Raw genomic sequence first — 19,957 nt, 5'->3', positions numbered from 1 at the left:
AATCCCGATCGGCAGTCACTGCCGAGGCGTATGACGAATGGCCTGAAGCTTAGGCAGACCGATGATGAAGCATCCGGTATCTCCCTTTGCTGCACGTATTGCGCATATGGTTGGTTGTGCGCATTCTGCACAATGCGCCGCAAGGGGGCGGAGATGCGGTTCTCGACGCAGATGCTGCTGCTGCAACTCGCCTGCGTGAGCGCGGTCGTCGTGATCTGCACCGGCGTGTTCGTCTGGATCGGCGTGCAACAGCTCCGGGCCGAGGCCGAGGCGTCGGCGCTGTCGATCGCCCGCACGGTCGCCGCCGACTCCGATGTGCGCGAGGGTATCGCCCGCGCTTCTGCAGACGTCGGCACGCCGACGAACGCGGGCCTCCGCGGCGGACCGCTGTCAACCCTCGCCGCGGCGGCAGAAGCCAATACCGGTGCACTGTTCATCGTGATCACCGACGATCACGGAATCCGATTCGCACACCCCGAGCCTCAGCTGCTCGGAGCGGTGGTGAGCACAGAGTTCGCCGAGGCTCTGGCCGGACGCGAGACGGTGTCGTGGGAATCGGGCACCCTCGGCGAGTCAGCTCGCGCAAAAGTTCCTGTCCGCGATCCCACCACCGGCGCGCCGGTGGGTGAGGTGAGCGTTGGATTCGCTCCGAGCAGTGTCTTCAAGGAGCTTCCCCTGCTGCTGGGGGGCGTCGCGCTGGCTGCCGCCGTTGCCCTCGCACTGGGCGCTGTCGTGTCGTTCGTCATTCGCCGCCGCCTCGAGCGACTCACCCTCGGCCTGCAGCCCGAGGAACTGGCCGCGCTGGTCCAGAATCAGGCGGCGGTGCTCGACGGCGTCGGGGACGGAGTGCTCGCATCCGGACCGGACGGCGTCGTGACCGTCGCCAACGCGACGGCCGCGCGATTGCTCGGCATCTCGGACCTGGTCGGACGGCGCATCCGCGACCTCGAATTGCCGGGGCCGGTGGTCGCAGCTCTGGCCGGTGAGCCGAAGCCACCGTCTCGGGGAAAGCGGGGAACGGATGCCGCCGATCCGGTCGTAATCGCCAACCATGTCGTCTACATCGACACTCACGTGGTGTCGCGGGCGAATCGGGACCTGGGCCTGATCGCGGTGATCCGCGACCGCACCGACATCGTGAGTCTCACGGACCGCCTGGAAACCGTGGCGTCGATGACCGACGCACTTCGGGTGCAGCGTCACGAGTTCGCAAACCGCCTGCACGTGACGGCCGGTCTGATGGATGCGGGCCGCGTGTCCGACGCTCGGGGCTACCTCAACGACGTGCTTCAGGCGTCACGCACCCCCGGCGGTCCGTTCGCCGGCGAGCACCTGACCGAGCCCTTCCTGGTGTCGCTGGTGGAAGCCAAGGCCGCTCAGGCCGGTGAGCGTGGAGTCCGCCTGTCGGTGGGTCTGGACTCACTGGTGCGCGGGGTCGTCTCTGCGCCCGAGGATGTGGCCACCGTGCTCGCCAACCTCATTGAGAACGCGGTGAGTGCGGCCGTGTGCGGTCAGCAGCCGGGTTGGGTGGAGGTGGAGCTGCTCGACGACGGCGACACGCTCGTCATGACCGTGGCCGACTCCGGGCAGGGCGTGCCCAACGGGGCACGCGTGTTCAGTGATGTGCGGAGCACGGATCTGGACCCGGACGCGGTGCATGGGCGGGGCATCGGCCTTCCGCTCGTGCGCGAGATCGCGGCGCGCCTCGGCGGAGAGGTGTGGCTGGTCGACGCCGGAGGCCGGGAAGGACACGGTGCCGTGTTCTGCGCCCGGCTGCCCGGGGTTATGGGGGAGCAGGCACGCCCACTACAAGGAGAAGAACAATGACCGATCCGATTTCCGTCCTCGTCGTCGACGACGACTTCCACGTCGGCGGCCTTCATCGCGATATCGTCGATGCGTGTACCGGCTACACCGCTTTTGAGCCGGTTCGGGGAGTGCGGGCCGCGCGCGCGGCGGTGCGGGATTTGTCTCCCGACCTCGTCATCTGCGACGTCTACCTTCCCGACGGCGACGGGATCGCCTTCATTGCGGAGATCGACGTGGACGCGTTCATGATCAGTGCGGCGTCGGATGGCGCCACCGTGCGCCGTGCCCTCCGCGCCGGCGCGCTGGACTACCTCATCAAACCGTTCGAACCCGCGCGGTTGAGCGAACGGCTGGGGGCATATCGCCGGTTCCGCACCCTGGTCGCCGAGGACCGCCAACTCGACCAGGATTCCATCGACAGGGCCCAGCGGGTGCTGCACGGGCGGGATGGTGGAGTCGCGTCGGTGTCGCGGTCCACGACCGAGAAGTTGCTCATCGAACTGCTCCAGGACGGGGAATCGTCCGCAAGCCTGATTGCCGGCCGTGCCGGTCTGTCGCGCGCGACGGCGCAGCGGCACCTTGCCGCCCTGGCAACCCGCGGTGATGTCGACGTGACCCTTCGTTACGGTTCGACCGGTCGCCCCGAGCACCGATACAGCGTTCGACGCTGAGCGTCGGGTTCTCAGGCGCATGCGGCGGGCCCGATGCGACAGGACCGGCGCCGCATGATCTCCCAGGAGGCTCATCGGTTGGCTCGCCGACCCCGAACCGGTAGAGTTCCCCTGAACGTGACACGATCTGAGGAGGTGAGCCCGATGCACACACTGTCCACTCTGGGCGCTCCTTTCGAGTTCACGATCGCGCGACTGACGTAGCCGTCGCGGGGAGCGCTTCGCGCACTCTCAGAAAGCTACGACTATGAATCAACACCGTTTGCACAATGCGGAGCCGATCTCACGCGACGTCTCCCCGCGCCCTTCCCGCACGGCCCTGGTCCTCGGTGGCGGCGGATCGACGGGTAACGCGTGGCTGATCGGGGTCATCGCCGGCCTGTACGAGGCCGGTCTCGACGTGACCGACGCCGATCTCATCATCGGGACCTCGGCCGGAGCGACAGCTGCGGCTCAGTTCACGGGCGCGAACCCCACTGACCTCCTGGCGCCCACCCTGATCGCCGTGCCCGTGCCCGTGTCTGCGCAGCGCACCGCCCCGGCCGGTTCGGACGGCCATCGCGCTCAGGGTGGTCCGGTGACCGATCACCTGGAACGTCGGCGCCGCATCATCGCCGCCGCCGAGGACGCGGCCGACATGCGCCGCAGAATGGGTGCCGTTGCGCTCGACCTGGCTGCGGCATCGGACCCGGCGGTGCAGGCCCGGTGGCGCGCCACCGTCGCCTCGCGCCTGCCCAGCCACGACTGGCCCGAACGAAGGGTGCAGATCACCGCGGTCAATGCGGATACCGGTGCGCCGGTGGTGTTCGACCGGCACAGCGGGGTCGATCTGGTGGACGCCGTGGCCGCCAGCTGTGCCAGTGGCTTCGCCTACGGTATCGGCGGCGGCCGATATATCGACGGCGGTTACCGGTCCAACGCCGAGAATGCCGATCTGGCTGCCGGGTCCGAGCGAGTGCTGGTGCTGTCACCGTTCGGCGGCCGGGCACTGACGCCGGTGGCGTGGGGCCTGCATCTTGCAACCCAGGTCGACGCGCTGCGCGCAGGCGGCAGCCGCGTCGAAACGATCTTCCCCGAGGGCAGCGCCGAATACCTGTTCGGCGCCAGGGCGATGGACGTCTCGTTGCGCCCGTCCGCCGCCCAGGCCGGATTCGACCAAGGCCGGGTCCGTGCGGAGGGGCTTACCGAGTTCTGGCGCTGAAGGAAGCCGCCTCAGGGCTCAGGAGAGCTACGAGGAGCTTGCTTCCTCGTCGGGTCGGGACGAGGCGGGTTGCTGTGTCCAGGCGGGCGGTGTGTCCGTTCCAGCCTTTTCGTCGGCCGCGGCTTCGGCGGCCGTCTTGTGGATATTCCCGGCGGCGTGGTGGACCGGTGCGTAGATGACGTAGAGGTTCATGGGTCCGTCACCGATATTGGTGACGTTGTGCCAGGTGCCCGCGGGGACGAGGATGCACCACCCGTCAGAAACGTCCTGCTCGAAAACGAGGTTGTCTTTCTCCGGCCCCATCTGTGCCCTCCCGGCGCCCGCATCGAGGCGCAGGAACTGGTCGGTGTCGGGGTGCATTTCAAGTCCGATGGATTCTCCGGCAGGGATGCACATCAGGGTGACCTGCAAATACTTGCCGCTCCAGGCCACTGTTCGATAGTTCGTGTTCTCGGTGGTGGCGGTTTCCAGGTCGAAAGAGTCCGGGTGGGGGCCGATGTCGCTGCGAGTCATGGTGGGGGTTCCTTTTTCTCGGGGGCTTACCCCCAGTCTCGTTGAATCGACTGTGGTTGGCTACCGTTCAGAGTCGTCACGGGTATGTGCGCGGAGCTGTGGAGGTTGGACGAACGGTGGGACGCCGCTCCTCCGCCGTCGATGCCCGCGCGTAGGCTGGATCATGGCATCGTGTGCCGCATCACTCACACACACTTCGCTGGTTGCCCCAGACCCTGGCAGCTCCGTTTTTCTCGCAAGTCAAGGGAGCAAAAAATGAATCTCTTTGTCATCGTCGCCATCATCGCGGTTGTCTTGCTTGTGGTGGGTGGTTTCGTTCAAGCCCTCCAGTTCCTGCTCTGGGTTGGTGCTGTCCTCCTGATTATCGCGATCATCGGGTGGGTCCTTCGCGCCGTCAGGGGAAGCAACCGCTGATCCGGGTGACCGACCCGGCCCGCTAGTCGGGCGATCGACCACCCGGAGCAGCTCGCGTCATGTTGCGTCGAGTCGCTCCGGGTGGCCGACGAAGTCGGTGCCCGCCGGGTAGCCTTCCCCGCGGTGAGCACGCAGCCCAGCGCTTGGACCGTCTTACTCAGCCAGGGGACGGGTCACGGGCGAGGGTGCGGGTGTCGCTGATGTAACTGCCTCGACTCGGCGTCACCAGGAGCAGCGGCCGCAGCCGGTTCTGCGACTATGCGCAGGCCGGCCGGCGTGTTGGAAAGGCCGACCAATTGCTCCAACCAGGCCCGGTTCAGGTGCGGTTCCTGACTGCCGGCGAATTCGAATTGGAGCGGTACGGCCGGGTTGAGCCAGATTGAACTGCGACCGCTTCCCGATTCCGGCGACTTCTCCCAGGAGAACGTGAAGCTCTCGCCGCGGCGCAGCTTCGCGATGATCACGACCTTCAGGTGAGCCAGGGTGCGATCGTCAATCTCGACCGACATGGCCGGGGTTCCGTAAATGAATTTACCCACGGGAAACCTCGTGTGATCGGGAGAATGGGAATACATCGACGACAGGGCCGAGGTGAGGGCAACAGCGCTTTGGGGACGATTATTCTGATCATAGGCCGAAGCGGTCGCGGTGCATATTGAGAAACCCCGGTCTTCTCCTGATTCAGGTCGTGGCGCCCTGCCCCAGTCCGCCATCGATGTCCAGGATTGCCCGATTGAAGTCTTCCGCCCCCGTTTCGGCGGCGGGGGACGGCTCGGTCACGGCGACCGGTCTGCTGGTCGGAAAGACCGGAACGGGAAAAAGCTCGCCTTCGTCGCCGGCCGGCAAGTTCTCGGCATCGGCCACCTCGAATTGGCTTGCCGGACCGAACAGGAACGTGTGCGTAGTCGTAGCCCCGTTCGTCTCACGAACGGGTATGTCCACGGTCAGGCTCCCCGCGCCGGGATCCAGGTGCGTCGCGAAATCCAGTAGGGCCGCTGTAACGGCATCACCGGTGACAATGGACCCGCCTGCGTACGTGATGCGCTTCATGACACGAATATAGCGGGGCCGGCGTTGGAATCGTCCTGAACGTGACACGATCTGAGGAGGTGAGCCCGATGTACGCACCGTCCACTCTGCGTGCTCCTTTCGCGTTCGCGATCGCGCGGCTGACGTAGCCGTCGCGGGAAGCGCGCCGAACACCTGCTCGGCGCCGCGAAGCGGTGCGGCTCGAGTTCAACAGTCCATCCTGCGACGAGCCGTTCCAGGGCGTCATCGATCAGGTACTCCGCGTCAACACCATAGTGAGCCGTTCCGAAACCGGTCAAGGCGAGCGCGGTGACCGCTTGCGCGATTCGTTGTGGCTGGGTATCGTACAATCAAATGGTTGTATCAGAACTTTCCGAACAGGATGTGAACCGCCTCTTCCGCGCCCTCGCAGACGCGACGAGGCGGGATATCGTGCGCCGCACGCTGGTCACCGACATCTCGGTGTCGCAGTTGGCGGACTCCTACGAGATGTCCTTCGCGGCCGTCCAGAAACACATTGCCGTGCTGGAGGAGGCCCATCTCGTGACGAAGGCAGCGCGGGGCCGTGAGCGGATGGTACGGGGAAACCTTGATCGCATCCGTCAGGCCCAGCGCCTGCTCGACCACTTCGAGGAGCTCTGGCGTTCGCGCATCGACCGCCTCGACAGCCTGCTCGCGGAAGACTCTCCGGCTACACCTGACACCTAACCGAAAGGATCATCATGCCCGTCACCTCCGTCGAGAAAGACCTCGACCAGCTCACGATCACGATCGTCGCCGACTTCCCTGTGCCCCTCCGCCGGCTCTGGGATGCGTACACGGATCCACGCCAGATCGAACGGTTCTGGGGCCCGCCGACCTATCCGGCCACGTTCTACCGGCACGACGCTCTGACCGGGGGACGCAGCGTGTATGCGATGACCGGGCCGGAGGGCGATACGCACTACGGCTGCTGGGACTGGACCTCGACCGATGCTCCCCACGCGTTTGAAGTGCTTGACAGCTTCTCGGATGCGGCGGGTGTGCCCAACGCCGACCTCCCCACCACCCGAATGGACTTCGCTTTTGAGGAGACGCCCGGCGGCAGTCGCCTGAAGACGACGTCGTACTTCGGCTCCCTCGACCAGATGCAGCAGCTCATCGAGATGGGAATGCTGGAAGGCACCCGCCAGGCGATGGCCCAGATCGACCAGGTGCTGGCCGACCTGGCGTCATACGCCGCCGACCACCTGGCGGAGGCGCAGATCCTCAGCGACACCCAGGTGCGGGTGGCACGGGTGATCCGCGGCACCGTCGACCAGGTGTGGCGGGCCCACAACGATGCCGCGCTCATGAAGCGGTGGCTCCTGGGACCGGACGGTTGGTCGATGCCCGTCTGTGAGATCGCAGCAGCCGTCGGTGACAGCTACCGCTACGAGTGGCAGCGGGACGGCGGAGAGGAGCGATTCGGCTTCACCGGTGAGCTCCTCGAGTCGGTCGAACCGCACCGCGCGGTCACGACCGAGGCGATGATCGGGATGGACTTCCCGGCAACGCTCAACGAGCTGACCCTCACGGAAGTCGAGGGCGGAACCCTGCTCTCACTCGTCATCACCTACGCCAATGCGGAGCAGCGTGACGCGGTGCTTGCTACGGGCATGACCGGCGGAATGGAGACCAGCTACCAGCGCCTCGAGGGGCTGTTGCAGCCGACGCTGGCGTAGCTCCAGCCGTATCAGCCTCGTGCGTCGCCCGTGCACGCGGTTGGTAACGTCGGATCATGGCACTCATCGAGCTGGTCCGAGGCGACATCACGGCGCTGCCCGCGGACGCGATCGTCAACGCGGCGAATCACACGCTGCTCGGGGCGGGGGAGTGGACGGCGCGATTCACCGGGCCGGAGGCCCGAGCATCCTCGCGGAGTGTCGCCGGTTGCGTGCCACGACGCTGCCGGACGGGCTGCCGACCGGTGCCGCCGTCGCGACTACGGCGGGGCTCCTCCCCGTCCGGTGGGTCATCCACACCGTCGGCCCGATATGGGCGAAGACCCTCGACCAATCGGACCTGCTCGCCTCCTGCTACGTCGAGTCGCTGCGGGTCGCCGACGAACTCGGCGCCCACCACGTGACCTTTCCTGCGGTGAGCGCCGGCGTCTACGGGTGGCCGATGGACGACGCGGCGCGTATCGCCGTCGAGACGGTGGCCGCGAGCTCCACGGCCGTGGATGTCGTCACGTTCGTGCTGTTCAACGCTCACGCGATCGACGCGTTCCGGTCGGCACTCGCCCGGCTGCGCTGAGAAGAGTCGGCGACAGGCCGAGAGCCAGCCGGCACCTCATCCTCGCATCACCGCGGGGAGGGCACTCCGCACGCATCGGCGCCCGATGGGTTCGGCGACTCGGGCCGCCGACTCCCTAGGCTGTACGCATGGCCACAGTCATCCTCGTGCGGCACGGCCGCACCACCGCGAATGCCGACGGACTCCTGGCAGGGCGATCTCTCGGGGTCGGACTCGACGCGATCGGGCGCACCCAGGCCGCGAGCGCCGGCGAGCGGCTCTCCGTCGTGCCTCTGGTCGGCGTGGTCTCGAGCCCCCTGCAGCGATGCCGGGAGACCTCCCGGCTGATCCTCGACCTGCAGGGCGGCATTCCCTCGACTCCCGTTGACGAGGACATCACCGAGTGCGACTACGGCGACTGGCAGGGCCGCACCCTGATCGACCTCGCCCAGGAGCCCCTGTGGCCGGTGGTGCAGGCGCACCCCTCTGCGGTCGTCTTTCCCGGCGGCGAATCGATGGCCGCCATGCAGGCGCGGTCGGTCGCGGCCATCCGGCGCCATGATGCGATCTTCGAAGCCGAGCATGGTCCCGGTGCGGTGTGGGTCGCGGTGAGCCACGGCGACATCATCAAGTCCGTCCTCGCCGACGCACTCGGGATGCACCTGGACCTGTTCCAGCGGATCAACGTCGGACCGGCATCCGTCTCGATCGTGCGCTACGGGCCCCATCGCCCGAGTGTCCACGCCATCAACACCGACGCAGGCGACCTGTCCTGGCTGGCGGCGGCCGGCCCGGTGGCCGATGCGCCGGTCGGCGGTGGGGCCGGCACTGAGCGGCCGCAGGAAACCGGAGCCTAAAATATCCCCATGCCTACAATCCTGTATGAGTTCGACTGGCCGGACCGGGTCGTCGTCGGAACCGTCGGCCGGCCGGGGTCGCGCACGTTCTATCTGCAGGTGCGCAGCGGAACCCAGATCGTCAGCATCGCCATGGAGAAGCAGCAGTCGGCGCTCCTCGCCGACAGCATCGACGAGATCCTCGATCAGCTGATGTCCACAGAGGGGAATCCCTTCAGCGTCCCCACCGCGACACCTGTGGAGCTCGTGGACAACGAACCGCTCGAGCAACCCGTCGAGGAGGATTTCCGCACCGGAACCATGACCCTGGGCTGGGACCCCTCGACCGTGCAGATCGTGATCGAGGCCTTCCCGATCGTGGTGGTCGACGAGGAGGGCCTCGGAGACGACCCCCTCGCCGTCGTCGATGCCGCAACGGCCGACCCCGAGCAGATGCTGTTGCTGCGGATTCCGGTCGGCACGGCCAGGGCCTTCGCGAAGCGCACCCACGAAGTCGTCGGCGCCGGGCGGCCCCTCTGCCCTCTCTGCGGTGACCCCATCGACCCGGACGGGCACGACTGCGTGCTGCGCGACGAGCCCTGATGACGCCGGGCTCCGGCGAGCTCGAGGCCGGCGGGCTTGAACGCGGTGAGCTCGAACTCACGGGCCGCATCACGACCGCCTCGAACGCGACATTCCTCGGCAGCATTGGCGGCGTCCCGGTGGTCTACAAGCCGGTCGCCGGCGAGCATCCGCTCTGGGATTTCCCCGACGGGACCCTCGCGAACCGGGAGGTTGCGGCATACCGGGTCTCCGAGGCCTTCGGGTGGAAGGTCGTACCCCGGACATGGCTTCGTGACGGTCCGATGGGCCCGGGGATGGTGCAGCTGTGGCAGGACGCGGATCCCGAACAGGACGCCGTCGACCTGGTGCCCTGGGAGATCGGGCCGGGCGCTGGCTGGCGCCGCGTCTTCGACGGTCGCGACGAGCAGGACCGGGCGGTCACGCTCGTGCACGAAGACTCGGTCGCGCTGCGCCGGATGGCCGTGTTCGACATCGTCGTCAACAATGCCGACCGCAAGGGCAACCACATTCTCGCCATGCCGGATGGCCACCGGCACGGCGTGGACCACGGGTTGACGTTCCACGTCGAGCACAAGCTGCGCACGGTGCTGTGGGGCTGGCTGGGCGATGCCCTCAGCGCCGAGGAGCTCGACGGGGTCGACCGGGTGCGCGCGGGGCTCGACGGCGACCTCGGTGTCACCCTCGGGGAACTGCTCGACGCGGACGAGCTCGAGGCCCTGGCCGCCCGCTGTGACCGGCTGCGGGCGGCGGGCCGGTTCCCCGCCCCGCGCGGCCAGATGCCCGCGGTCCCCTGGCCGCTGTTCTGACCCTGCGACCCTGACCTGTGATCGTCGGGTGGGTACGATCAGTGGATGCCCCCGCGTTCGCCCCTTCCGCAACGTCACGGGCTCGACGCGGCCTGGGTCTGCACCCCGGAGCGCGACCCATCCCGGCCGCAGCCGTGGCCGACCATGGGCGCCTGGCTGGCAGAACGGTTGGCCGGGTTCGTCGACGTGGCCGGGTTCCTGGCCGCGGAGCGCTTCGCCTACGAAACGGGCACGCCCGTCGCTACCAGCGACCCCTACCGGCCGCACACCTTCGTCTGGTTTCATCGTGATCTCGCCGCGGAGGTGGTCGTGCCGGGGACCATTCATGTGATCCACCGCGACGAGCGGCTCGTCGTGATCGACAAGCCGGCCTTCCTCTCCACGATCCCGCGCGGCCGGCACGTCGTGCAGAGTGTCGTGGTGCGCCTGCGCGCCGAGCTCGGACTGCCAGAGCTCTCTCCGCTGCATCGGCTGGACCGGGTGACATCGGGGCTGCTTGTGCTGGCGACCGAGAGGCGCTGGCGCGGGGCGTACCAGTCGATGTTCCAGCGCGGTGAAGTCCACAAGACCTACCGGGCCCTGGCCCCGGCCCGACCGGGGCTTGAGTTCCCCGTCACCGTCCGCAACCACCTGCTCACCCGGCGCGGTCACTGGCAGGCCGAGGTCGTGCCCGGGGCACCGGTCAACGCCGAGTCGCTGATCGAGCTGGAGACCTCGCTCGGCAGTGCCGCCGTCTACCGGCTGACGCCGAGCACGGGACGCACCCACCAGCTGCGGATGCACATGCTGGGCCTCGGCATCCCGATCATCGACGACCCGCTCTACCCTGTGGTCCAGGACGTCGCCATCGACGACTTCTCCCGGCCGCTGCAGCTCCTGGCGAGCGAGGTGAGCTTCACCGATCCGATCGACGGGCATCCGCGCTACTTCGACGGAGTGCGCACCCTGCCGGTGCTCCCGGAGACTCGTGCCCCGGAGACGGGTGCCTCGGAGTGAGCGGGTGGCTCAGCCGAGGGTCTTCTTCATCTTGATCGACGTCGTCTCGTAGTCCAGCGTCTCGTAGAGCCGCCGCGCCACCGTATTGAAACCGAAGACGCTCAGGCCGAGGGTCCTGGCGCCGTGGGACTTCGCGAACTGTTCCGCGAGCAGCATGGTCTCCCGGCCCAGCCCCTTGCCACGTTCGTCCTCGTTGATGGAGATATCCCAGACCCACCAGTCCGAATCGTCCTCACCCTGGGCGCGGCCGATCCAGAGGTAGCCGACCGGGCGGCCAGGGCCGTCGTGCACGTCGAACACGTACTGACCGGATGCCGGTTGTCCGCCGGGGAAGGAATTTCCGAGACTCCGGGCGGCGAGCCGATGAGCATCTGAGGGGGAGCGGCCGAGGCTGATCAGATCGGATGCGTACTCCTCCGCGCTGCGTCGCAGCCATTTCGGAAGACGTTTGGGGGACAGGGGTTCCAGGGTGACGGGCACGAGCCGAGCCTATCCGTCGGCCGGTGCCCGGTCACACCGTTCGTGGGGGGCCTAGGTCGCGAGGAAGGCGAGGATGTCCTGGTCGAGCTCCGCCTGGTAGTCGCCATAGATTCCGTGGGGCGCGCCGGGATAGACCTTGAGGGTGCCGTTCTTGACCAGCTTGATCGACTTAAGTGCTGCGTCCTTGATGGGAACGATCTGGTCGTCGTCTCCGTGGGCGATGAAGATCGGTACCTCGAGCGCCGTGAGGTCTGCGGTGAAGTCGGTCTCCGAGAACGCCTTGACGCAGTCGTAGGCCGCGGCGAGGTTCACCAGCATTCCCTGGCGCCAGAATTCGCGCTTGGCACCCTCAGAGACCGCGCTTCCGGGCCGGTTCGCCCCGAAGAACGCTTCGGTGAGCTCGATGTAGAACTGGGACGAATCGCTCAGGACACCCGCACGGATGCCGTCGAACACCTCGATCGGAAGGCCGTCGGGGTTGCTTTCCGTCTTCACCATGAGCGGCGGCACCGCGCCGGCGGTGATGACCTTGGTCACCCGGCCGACCCCGTGCTGCGCCGCATAGCGCACCACCTCGCCGCCGCCCGTGGAGTGACCGATCACGGCGAGGTTCTTCAGGTCGAGCGACTCGACGAGTTCGGCCAGGTCGCGGGCATACGTGTCCATGTCGTTTCCGGTATACGTCTTCGCTGAGCGACCGTGCCCGCGGCGGTCGTGTGCGATGGCACGGTACCCGTTGTCGGCGAGCAGTTTCACCTCGACCTGCCAGGCGTCGGACGAGAGCGGCCAGCCGTGGCTGAGGAGGACCGGCTGTCCTTCGCCCTGGTCGGTGTAGTAGATCTCGGTTCCGTCGGATGTGCTGAAGTACGGCAAGAGGGATCTCCTTCAAAGAATCGTCGGAATGAAAATGACAGGATAGCCCGGCCTCGTGAGCCCTGCCCGGACAGGTATGCTGCGAGTGCGTTCGGCGTTAACGAGGACACCCAGGGAGAAATTCATGAACAAGTACGTTGTCACCAACCCCGCCACGGGGACGAGCGGCCCCAGTTTCACGCTGGCAACCGACGACGAGGTTTCGGACGCGATCGGCGTGGCGGACCGCGCCCACACGGAGTTCTCGCGCCGCACATCCGTCGCGGAGCGGGCGGCACTCATGCAGCGCGTCGCCGACCTGCACACCGAGCGTCGCGAGCACCTGGCCGAGCTCATCGTGCGCGAAATGGGCAAGCCCGTCGAGCAGGCCCTCGGTGAGGTCGACTTCTCCGCCGACATCTACTCCTACTACGCGACTCATGGCGAGGCCTTCCTCGCCGACGAGCCGATCGAACTTCTGGGTGGCGAGGGCACCGCGTTCATGCGCAGCGCGTCCCTCGGCGTTCTCCTCGGCATCATGCCGTGGAACTTCCCCTACTACCAGGTCGCCCGTTTCGCCGGCCCGAACCTGGTGCTCGGCAACACCATCCTGCTCAAGCACGCCTCGCAGTGCCCGGAATCCGCCGCCGCCATCGAAGAGATCTTCACGGATGCCGGGTTCCCCGCCGGCGCATACCGCAACCTCTACGCATCCAACGCCCAGATCTCCGACATCATCGCCGATCCGCGGGTGCACGGCGTCTCCCTGACCGGGTCGGAGGGGGCAGGCGCGGCCGTCGCGGAGGTCGCCGGCCGCAATCTCAAGAAGGTCGTGCTCGAACTGGGCGGATCCGACCCGTTCATCGTGCTCAGCGCGGACGACCTCGAGGAAGCCGTCGACGCTGCCGTCGCGGCCCGCCTGGACAACTCCGGGCAGTCCTGCAACGCGGCCAAGCGTTTCATCGTCATCGACGGCCTCTTCGACGCCTTCACCGAGAGCTTCACCGCCAAGATCACCGGCAACGTGCCGGCAGACCCGACGTCACCGGAGACGACACTGGGACCGCTCTCCTCCCTCGGCGCCGCCGAAAACCTCGAGGAACAGCTCCAGCGGGCGGAGGCCCAGGGCGCCACCGTCGTTGCCAGGGGAACGCGGGACGGCGCCTTCTTCTCGCCGACGGTGATCACCGGGGTCTCCCCGCAGAGCGACGCCTACCGGGAAGAATTCTTCGGCCCGGTGGCCGCGATCTACCGTGTGCAGGACGAGGCGGAGGCGGTTCAGGTGGCCAACGACATCCCCTACGGCCTCGGTTCCTACCTCTTCACGACCGACCCGGAGCAGGCACTGCGCGTCGCCGACCAGATCGAGGCCGGGATGGTGTTCATCAACGGGTCGCTCCTGGACAGCCCGGAACTCCCCTTCGGCGGCGTGAAGCGGTCCGGCTTCGGCCGGGAACTGGGACGCTTCGGGATCGCAGAGTTCGCCAACCGCAAGCTCATCCGCATCCTGAAGTAGTCACTCGTGCATCGGCCGGGTCCCGATCGGGCCCGGCCGACACGGGGCGTGTCAGCTTAACGAGCGCCCAGCATCAGGCCGGGAAAAGCGGCGAGGATGCTGGTGACGACACCGTCATCGTCGTTCGACGGAGCGAGGTGGCGGGCACGGGCACGGATGCTCGGGTGCGCATTGGCCATCGCGTAGGACTCTCCGGCGGCGTCGAGCATCTCGGCGTCGTTGAGGTAGTCGCCGAACGCCATCGTCTGCTCCCGGGTGATCCCGAGTTCGCGCTGGAGGCGGATCAGCGCCCGCCCCTTGTTGACCCCTGGACGCATCACATCGACCCAGTGCTCGCCCGAGACCACGACATCGGCCTCGAGTCCGAGGCCGCGCAGGGACGGCCCGGTGTGCTCTTCCGCTGAGGCGAAGTCGTAGATCGCGAGTTTCACCACCTCGTCGTCGGAGGACGCGGCGAGGACATCGTCCACGATCGCCAGGGCCTCGTAGTACGGCTTGACCCTGGCGAAGTACTCGGCGTCGGTGCGCTCGATATACGCCGTTCGCACCCCGCACACGACGATGCCCACGTCGGAGCCCGTGGCGGCCGCGGTGCGCACCCACTCGACGATGGCGGGGATGACGGACAAGACGATGGGTTCCAGTGCGATGCTCGTGCCGTCGCGAACGACGTTCGTGCCGTTCTCGGCGATGAACACCAGGCCCTCGCGCTCACCGAAGGTTTCCCGCAGGGTCTGGTATTGGCGTCCACTGGCAGGGGAGAACATCACTCCGGCGAGGAGCAGCGCCTCGAGCACGGGCCAGAAGCCGTCGGGCACCCGGCCGGAATCATCGAGGAGAGTGCCGTCCATGTCCGAGACGATCAGGCGGATATCGGCGGGTTCCTGGAGGTGAGTCACCCTTTTCATTATCGAGGACGGCGCGGGGTGCGGTGACCGTCGACAGTGGGCCGGCCCCGTGCACCCCGTTCCGGCGCCCTGCCCGGCGCCCTTGTGTGCTCCCGGTCGTGGGGGCACCATGCATCGTGGACACCGTGCCCGATTCACCGTCGAAAGGTCGTTCCCATGCCTCGTACCTCCGTTGTGACCGGCTCGGCAAGCGGCATCGGGAAGGCAACCAAAGAACTTCTCATGGAGCGCGGTGAGACCGTCATCGGCGTCGATATCCATGATGCGGACGTGGTCGTCGACCTGTCCACCGCTGCAGGGCGCGCGTCCCTCGTCGAACAGGTGAGCGACCTGAGCGGCGGTGCGGTCGACGCCGTGCTCGCCGTTGCCGGTCTGGCTTCGCCGACGGCCACCACCGTGGCCGTGAACTACTTCGGAACCATCGCGACGCTTGAGGACCTGCGCCCCCTGCTGGTCGGCTCGGCCGCCCCCGCGCCGTCGCCGTCGCGTCGATGGCCTCGCTCTTCCCGCCGGACGACATCCTGCTCGCCGCACTCCTCGCCGGCAACGAAGCGGATGCCCTGGCCCGCGCCGCAGAGCTCGAAGCGGGCGGCGAGGAGCTGGGAGCCTTGATCTACGGCACGACCAAGCGCGCCCTGGCCCGGTGGATCCGCCGGAACGCTGCGACGGACAACTGGGCCGGCGCCTCGATCCCCCTGAACGCGATCGCACCCGGGGTCGTGGACACCCCGATGACCTCCGACATGATCAAGACGCCGCAGCAGCGCGAGGCGATGGCCACGATGGTTCCGATGCCCCTCAACGGGATCTTCGAACCGCGCTCGGTCGCCTACCTCCTGGCGTGGCTCGCCGGCGAGGAAAACGCCCACCTGTGCGGTCAGGTGATTTTCATCGACGGGGTTCGGATGTGGTCATCCGGGGGACGCGACCTGGTAGCGATAGCGGGCGTTCACCGTGTTGTGAGCGCGCCGTCGACCATCGAATGCACCGAGGTCATCAGCGGGAGCAGGCGCTGGTCGTGGGTGACGAGGATCGTGGCGGTGTCGAACTCCGCTGTCAGCCGCAGAATCAGGGCCAGGATGCTCGAACCGCGTTCCTGGTCCAGCGCACTCGTGGGCTCGTCGACCACCAGTGCGCTCGGCTCATTCATCAGTGCCCTGGCGATATTGACCCGCTGGCGTTGCCCTCCCGAGAGTTGCGCCGGATGCTTGGCGGCGTGATCGGCGAGGCCGACGGCATCCAGGAGCTCCCTGGCCCGCGCCCGTGCGGCGTTGCGGGCACTGCGACCCCGGCGGGGTCCGTCGAGTTCCCCCATCACAACAAGCTGCTCCTCTGCGGTCAACGACGGGATCAGGTTCGATTGCTGGAAGACGATGCCGATGCTGTCCCTTCGCAGCTCCGCCCGTTCGGCGAGGGAGAGGGCGGTCGCGTCCACGTCATCGACGTGCAGGGTTCCTGCATCCGGGCTGATCAGGGTCGAAGCCACGGCGAGCAGGCTCGACTTCCCCGATCCGGATGGGCCGGTGATCCCGACCACGGAACCGCGATCGACCCTGAGGCTGACGTCGTCGACGGCGGTGATCCGCCGGTCGCCGTCCGGGAAGCTGAGGGTGATGTGGTCAAGGCGGATCATCGGTTGCTCCCGAGGGCGGTGAGGGGGTCGGCGGTGGTGACGGAACGGAGCGCGAAGGCCGCGCCGGCGAGACCCAGCGCGATCATCGCCGCACCGGGAAGGAGGGTCGTCAGGGGACTGATCACAAACGGCAACGCGGTGCCGGCCAGTGCGCCGAGCAGGGCGGTGAGCGCGATGCCGAGCCCGACGCCCACGATGAGGACGAGGGCGGCCTGGCCGAGAGCGTCGCCGACGAGCATCCGGTTGGACGCACCGAGCGCCTTGAGGACTGCGACGTCCGGTTGGCGTTGCATGCTCCAGACGGTGAAGAACGCGCCGACCACGAGGGCGGAGATGCCGAAGAGCATGGCCACCATCAGGAGCAGCGAGCCGATTTCGGAGCGGAATGCCGACAGGGCCGTCAGCGATTGCAGGACGCCGGCCGAGGACGTGCCGGTCGCCGTGTCCGCGGCGGACCAGTCGGTTCCCGAGGCGGTCACGGCCAGGACGGTCGCGTATGCGCCGGGGCTGCCGGTCGTGGCGGCGAGCTTCTGCCAGTCGGTCAGGGCCAGCCAGCTGACCGGCGTGTGCGAGTACCAGGTGTCGTCGGTGACCCGGTCGACGACGAATGTTGAACCCAGGATGGTGACCGAATCGCCTGCCCCGATGCCGAGTTTCGCAGCGGCCGTCCGCGGCAGGGTCAGGTGCCCGCTCGCGGGAGCGCTGCCGGAACCGAACCCGGAGGCGCTGCCGAACAGCGCGACGGCGACCTGGTTGTCGCCGGCCGATACCCTCTGCTGGCTGATGCCCAGGGGGTGCACGTCCCGGACCCCGGCCTGGTCTCGCCACCGGATCGCATCCGCTTCGGTCACAGCGGAATCGGCGAAGCTGCGTTCGGAGTCCGCGACCGGGGCAGAGAAGACGATCCGATCGGCGCCGAGGCCGGTGATCGCGGAGATGTTCTGGTCGGCCAGGCCGCCGGTCAGGCCGGACAGGAATCCGACCAGCAGGGTGATCAGGGTCACCACGGTTCCGATGAGGACGAATCGCCCCCTGGCGAATCTCAGATCGCGCCACGCTACGTACACAGAGGACTCCTTTTCACGCCGGTCCCGTCACTGGACCGGCTGCAGATGGCGAGCCCGTGCCCGCCACTGACCACTCTGCCGAGAACCGAACGCCCGGTCATCGTGCACCCGAACGGTCATTCCGGGACGAAGGGCGGAGCATCCGCTACACCTTTCGAAGGATGCCGTCCCGGCCTATTCCCCGTACGGTGGACTGGTGATCGCCGAGTGAGAGAAGCAACGCCATGACCGCGCACGGCTCCGGACTCGACTCCGTCTTCCTGGGTCTGCGCGTGAGCCTGCACCTGTTGGTGCTCGGCCTCGTCGTGCTCGTGGTCGCGATGGCCGGGCAGGCGGGGATGCCCGCCGCGGGAGTCATCATCTGCCTTTCCGCCGTGCTGCTCGGAACCTATGCCACCGGCACACTCGTCGCATACAACCTCCCGAGCCGTTCCCTGCCCGGGTGGGCACTGGCCTGGACGGCCGCGCTGAGCCTCGAGTGGGTTGTCCTCACGGTCTTCAGCCCGGAGGCCATCTACCTGCTCTTCCCGCTCTTCTTCATCTACCTGCACCTGCTTCCCGGCTGGACGGGCCCCGCAGCAATCGCCCTCGCGACCGGGATCGCGATCGTCGCATTCGGCGTGCATCGCGGATTCAGCGTGGGCGGCGTGATCGGTCCCGTGATCGGTGCCGTGGTCGCCGTCGTCATCGGGCTCGCGTACCGGTCGCTCACCAGGGAAGCCCGGGAGCGGGACCTTCTGATCGCCGAGCTGCAGGACACCCGAACCCAGCTCGCTGCGGCCGAGCGGGCCGCGGGAGTGCTCGACGAACGCGGCCGGCTGGCGCGCGAGATCCATGACACGGTGTCCCAGAGCCTCTCCAGCATCGTCCTGCTGCTGCACGCTGCCGAGCGCTCCGCCGATTCGAGTGCCGCCGTGCGCATGCGCGTGGGCCAGGCCAGGGATGCCGCGACTCAGGCCCTCGGCGAAACCCGTTCTTTCATCGACGAACTCTCGCCACCGGCGTTGCGGCAGACCACGCTGGTCGAGGCGCTCCGCCGGCTTGCCGCCGAGACGGATGCGGCCAGCGGAGTACCGGTCAACGTCACGATCTCCGGGGACATCGGCCTGTTGCCGACCCGGCTCGAAACGGCCCTGCTCCGGATTGCGCAGGGGTCGCTGGCCAACGCCGTGCAGCATGCCCGGGCCGGCCGGATCGACCTCACGTTGAGCCGGCTCGATTCGGAGGTCATTCTGGACGTGGTCGACGACGGAGTGGGGTTCGACCCCGAGTCCGGCCCACAGGTCGTACCCGATACCGTCGTACCCGCTGCCGTCGTTCCCGCTGCCGTCCCCACCGCTCGCAACACCTTCGGCCTGCACGCCATGCGGGAGCGTGTCACCGAGCTGGGCGGGACGCTCACGGTCGAGAGCACGCGCCCGGATGGCGACCGGAACCGGCACGGGACCAGCGTCGTAGCCAGCTTCGAGCTCGCCCGATGACCATCCGGGTGCTGATCGCAGACGACCATCCCATCATGCGCACCGGGCTGCTTGCCCTGTTGGACACGGAACCGTCGATCACTGTCGTCGCCGCGGTCGGTACGACCGCCGAAGCGCTCACCGAAACCGTGCGCCTGGGCCCTGACGTCGTGCTGATGGACCTGCAGTTCCAGGGCCAGTTCGAGGGCGCCGCGGCGACGCAGCGCATCCGCGCGCTCGACAACGCGCCCGCCGTGCTGATCCTCACGAACTATGACGCCGAAAGCGACATCGTCACCGCGATCGAAAGCGGCGCCGCCGGATACCTGCTGAAGGACACCCCGCCGGACGATCTCATCACTGCCGTGATCGCCGCCGCGTCCGGGCAGTCGGCACTGGCACCGGCCGTGGCCACCCGGCTGCTCGCTCGGGTGCGCGACGCGCAGTCGGCGCTGAGCATCCGCGAACTCGAGGTCCTGACCCTCGTGGCGGCCGGGCACAGCAATGGCGACATCGCGCGCGGGCTGCACCTGAGTGAGACCACCGTCAAGTCGCATCTCGCCCATATCTTCCCCAAGCTCGGTGCGACGAGTCGCACGGCGGCGGTTGCTGCCGCGCGCGAGGCCGGGCTCATCCGCTGATTCAGCCTTCGGGTGGCCTGCCTGCTCGTCAGGGGCGTGGCTGCCGCCTGCCCGACTCTTAACGGACTATGTTGAAAAGGTGAACAACGGGTGAACGAAGCCTGATCGATCGGTGAACGTGAGCTGGTATCGATGAGCGGTGGGGCTTCGCGGGTCCGTCACGCCGACCGGATGCCTCACGGTGCGCCGGGCTTCCGAGACCGGAGTACCCCACGAGAGATGCGCAGCGCGACAGTAGCCAGTCGGTTCGAGCCCGGCTCCTCATCGTCGGCGGTTTCCTCGTC

Annotated in this window: 23 protein-coding genes and 2 pseudogenes; 17 read left to right on the top strand and 8 right to left on the bottom strand. The window is 67.6% G+C overall.

Annotated features, from left to right (window positions below; translation table 11 throughout):
* Window positions 1-132: 132 nt before the first annotated feature.
* The 3 genes from RGU41_RS09410 to RGU41_RS09400 all read left to right on the top strand — a co-directional run bounded on the left by RGU41_RS09410 (window position 133) and on the right by RGU41_RS09400 (window position 3,681).
* On the top strand, window positions 133-1,827 hold the full coding sequence (locus RGU41_RS09410) for a sensor histidine kinase (RefSeq protein ID WP_322136093.1): 1,695 nt from the start codon (window positions 133-135) through the stop codon (window positions 1,825-1,827).
* A complete protein-coding gene (locus tag RGU41_RS09405; RefSeq protein WP_134450207.1) occupies window positions 1,824-2,480 on the top strand; it encodes a response regulator in 657 nt (218 codons plus the stop codon). Before RGU41_RS09410 ends, RGU41_RS09405 begins: the two co-directional genes overlap by 4 nt.
* 247 nt (window positions 2,481-2,727) lie before the next feature.
* A complete protein-coding gene (locus RGU41_RS09400; RefSeq protein ID WP_322136092.1) occupies window positions 2,728-3,681 on the top strand; it encodes a patatin-like phospholipase family protein in 954 nt (317 codons plus the stop codon).
* A gap of 27 nt (window positions 3,682-3,708) precedes the next feature.
* Here RGU41_RS09400 and RGU41_RS09395 read toward each other — a convergent pair whose 3' ends face one another.
* Window positions 3,709-4,194 (bottom strand): cupin domain-containing protein, encoded by a 486-nt coding sequence (locus RGU41_RS09395; protein WP_134450208.1) that lies wholly within the window; start codon window positions 4,192-4,194, stop codon window positions 3,709-3,711.
* 255 nt (window positions 4,195-4,449) lie between these two features.
* Between RGU41_RS09395 and RGU41_RS09390 the strand changes: the two genes are divergently transcribed.
* Together RGU41_RS09390 and RGU41_RS20850 are read left to right on the top strand one after the other, a co-directional pair.
* Window positions 4,450-4,608, top strand: coding sequence for a hypothetical protein (locus RGU41_RS09390; RefSeq protein ID WP_166787437.1), 159 nt, complete (start codon window positions 4,450-4,452; stop codon window positions 4,606-4,608).
* Window positions 4,609-4,641: 33 nt separating this feature from the next.
* Window positions 4,642-4,809: a macro domain-containing protein gene (locus tag RGU41_RS20850; protein ID WP_323505066.1), complete on the top strand. Its 168-nt coding sequence runs from the start codon at window positions 4,642-4,644 to the stop codon at window positions 4,807-4,809.
* On the opposite strand, the gene RGU41_RS09385 is transcribed toward RGU41_RS20850, so the two are convergent.
* Both RGU41_RS09385 and RGU41_RS09380 read right to left on the bottom strand, forming a co-directional pair.
* Entirely contained in the window at window positions 4,782-5,117 is a 336-nt protein-coding gene (locus RGU41_RS09385; protein WP_322136091.1) for an ATP-dependent DNA ligase, read from the bottom strand. The two genes, RGU41_RS20850 and RGU41_RS09385, sit on opposite strands and share 28 nt — an antisense overlap.
* A gap of 172 nt (window positions 5,118-5,289) precedes the next feature.
* Window positions 5,290-5,658 carry a hypothetical protein gene (locus RGU41_RS09380; RefSeq protein WP_322136090.1) on the bottom strand — a complete coding sequence of 123 codons (369 nt, stop codon included), beginning with the start codon at window positions 5,656-5,658 and terminating at the stop codon, window positions 5,290-5,292.
* Window positions 5,659-5,991: 333 nt separating this feature from the next.
* On the opposite strand from RGU41_RS09380, the gene RGU41_RS09375 reads away from it, so the two are divergent.
* The 7 genes and pseudogenes from RGU41_RS09375 to RGU41_RS09345 all read left to right on the top strand — a co-directional run bounded on the left by RGU41_RS09375 (window position 5,992) and on the right by RGU41_RS09345 (window position 11,116).
* On the top strand, window positions 5,992-6,345 hold the full coding sequence (locus tag RGU41_RS09375) for an ArsR/SmtB family transcription factor (RefSeq protein ID WP_134450211.1): 354 nt from the start codon (window positions 5,992-5,994) through the stop codon (window positions 6,343-6,345).
* Between the two features lie 14 nt (window positions 6,346-6,359).
* Window positions 6,360-7,340: an SRPBCC family protein gene (locus RGU41_RS09370; RefSeq protein WP_134558535.1), complete on the top strand. Its 981-nt coding sequence runs from the start codon at window positions 6,360-6,362 to the stop codon at window positions 7,338-7,340.
* Window positions 7,341-7,396: 56 nt separating this feature from the next.
* A pseudogene (locus RGU41_RS09365) lies at window positions 7,397-7,914 on the top strand (O-acetyl-ADP-ribose deacetylase).
* Window positions 7,915-8,042: 128 nt separating this feature from the next.
* Window positions 8,043-8,750, top strand: coding sequence for a histidine phosphatase family protein (locus RGU41_RS09360; protein WP_322136089.1), 708 nt, complete (start codon window positions 8,043-8,045; stop codon window positions 8,748-8,750).
* Window positions 8,751-8,759: 9 nt separating this feature from the next.
* Window positions 8,760-9,332 (top strand): DUF3090 domain-containing protein, encoded by a 573-nt coding sequence (locus RGU41_RS09355; protein ID WP_322136088.1) that lies wholly within the window; start codon window positions 8,760-8,762, stop codon window positions 9,330-9,332.
* Window positions 9,332-10,120: an SCO1664 family protein gene (locus RGU41_RS09350; RefSeq protein WP_134450216.1), complete on the top strand. Its 789-nt coding sequence runs from the start codon at window positions 9,332-9,334 to the stop codon at window positions 10,118-10,120. Before RGU41_RS09355 ends, RGU41_RS09350 begins: the two co-directional genes overlap by 1 nt.
* A gap of 45 nt (window positions 10,121-10,165) precedes the next feature.
* Complete coding sequence (locus RGU41_RS09345) at window positions 10,166-11,116, top strand: pseudouridine synthase (protein ID WP_322136087.1); 951 nt, start codon at window positions 10,166-10,168, stop codon at window positions 11,114-11,116.
* Window positions 11,117-11,125: 9 nt separating this feature from the next.
* On the opposite strand, the gene RGU41_RS09340 is transcribed toward RGU41_RS09345, so the two are convergent.
* A complete protein-coding gene (locus RGU41_RS09340; protein WP_134450218.1) occupies window positions 11,126-11,596 on the bottom strand; it encodes a GNAT family N-acetyltransferase in 471 nt (156 codons plus the stop codon).
* A gap of 51 nt (window positions 11,597-11,647) precedes the next feature.
* A complete protein-coding gene (locus RGU41_RS09335; protein ID WP_134558531.1) occupies window positions 11,648-12,469 on the bottom strand; it encodes an alpha/beta fold hydrolase in 822 nt (273 codons plus the stop codon).
* Window positions 12,470-12,593: 124 nt separating this feature from the next.
* Between RGU41_RS09335 and RGU41_RS09330 the strand changes: the two genes are divergently transcribed.
* Window positions 12,594-13,964: an NAD-dependent succinate-semialdehyde dehydrogenase gene (locus RGU41_RS09330; protein ID WP_134558530.1), complete on the top strand. Its 1,371-nt coding sequence runs from the start codon at window positions 12,594-12,596 to the stop codon at window positions 13,962-13,964.
* A 56-nt stretch (window positions 13,965-14,020) separates the two neighbouring features.
* Here RGU41_RS09330 and RGU41_RS09325 read toward each other — a convergent pair whose 3' ends face one another.
* Entirely contained in the window at window positions 14,021-14,863 is an 843-nt protein-coding gene (locus RGU41_RS09325) for a Cof-type HAD-IIB family hydrolase (protein WP_322136086.1), read from the bottom strand.
* Window positions 14,864-15,028: 165 nt separating this feature from the next.
* On the opposite strand from RGU41_RS09325, the gene RGU41_RS09320 reads away from it, so the two are divergent.
* Both RGU41_RS09320 and RGU41_RS09315 read left to right on the top strand, forming a co-directional pair.
* Window positions 15,029-15,484 (top strand): hypothetical protein, encoded by a 456-nt coding sequence (locus tag RGU41_RS09320; RefSeq protein ID WP_322136085.1) that lies wholly within the window; start codon window positions 15,029-15,031, stop codon window positions 15,482-15,484.
* Window positions 15,481-15,711, top strand: a pseudogene (locus tag RGU41_RS09315) (SDR family oxidoreductase); the annotation flags it as partial. The gene RGU41_RS09320 and the pseudogene RGU41_RS09315, both read left to right, overlap by 4 nt.
* A gap of 110 nt (window positions 15,712-15,821) precedes the next feature.
* Here RGU41_RS09315 and RGU41_RS09310 read toward each other — a convergent pair.
* Together RGU41_RS09310 and RGU41_RS09305 are read right to left on the bottom strand one after the other, a co-directional pair.
* Complete coding sequence (locus RGU41_RS09310; protein ID WP_322136084.1) at window positions 15,822-16,505, bottom strand: ABC transporter ATP-binding protein; 684 nt, start codon at window positions 16,503-16,505, stop codon at window positions 15,822-15,824.
* A complete protein-coding gene (locus RGU41_RS09305; RefSeq protein ID WP_134558526.1) occupies window positions 16,502-17,572 on the bottom strand; it encodes an FtsX-like permease family protein in 1,071 nt (356 codons plus the stop codon). Before RGU41_RS09305 ends, RGU41_RS09310 begins: the two co-directional genes overlap by 4 nt.
* Window positions 17,573-17,796: 224 nt before the next feature.
* On the opposite strand from RGU41_RS09305, the gene RGU41_RS09300 reads away from it, so the two are divergent.
* Together RGU41_RS09300 and RGU41_RS09295 are read left to right on the top strand one after the other, a co-directional pair.
* Complete coding sequence (locus RGU41_RS09300; protein WP_322136083.1) at window positions 17,797-19,053, top strand: sensor histidine kinase; 1,257 nt, start codon at window positions 17,797-17,799, stop codon at window positions 19,051-19,053.
* Window positions 19,050-19,673 (top strand): response regulator transcription factor, encoded by a 624-nt coding sequence (locus RGU41_RS09295; protein ID WP_322136082.1) that lies wholly within the window; start codon window positions 19,050-19,052, stop codon window positions 19,671-19,673. The genes RGU41_RS09300 and RGU41_RS09295 overlap by 4 nt, the downstream gene beginning before the upstream one ends.
* The last annotated feature ends 284 nt before the right edge of the window (window positions 19,674-19,957 follow it).

This window comes from Cryobacterium sp. 10C3 (assembly GCF_034314285.1).
Taxonomy (GTDB): Bacteria; Actinomycetota; Actinomycetes; order Actinomycetales; family Microbacteriaceae; genus Cryobacterium; species Cryobacterium glucosi.
This window is presented reverse-complemented; position numbering and strand designations above follow the sequence as displayed.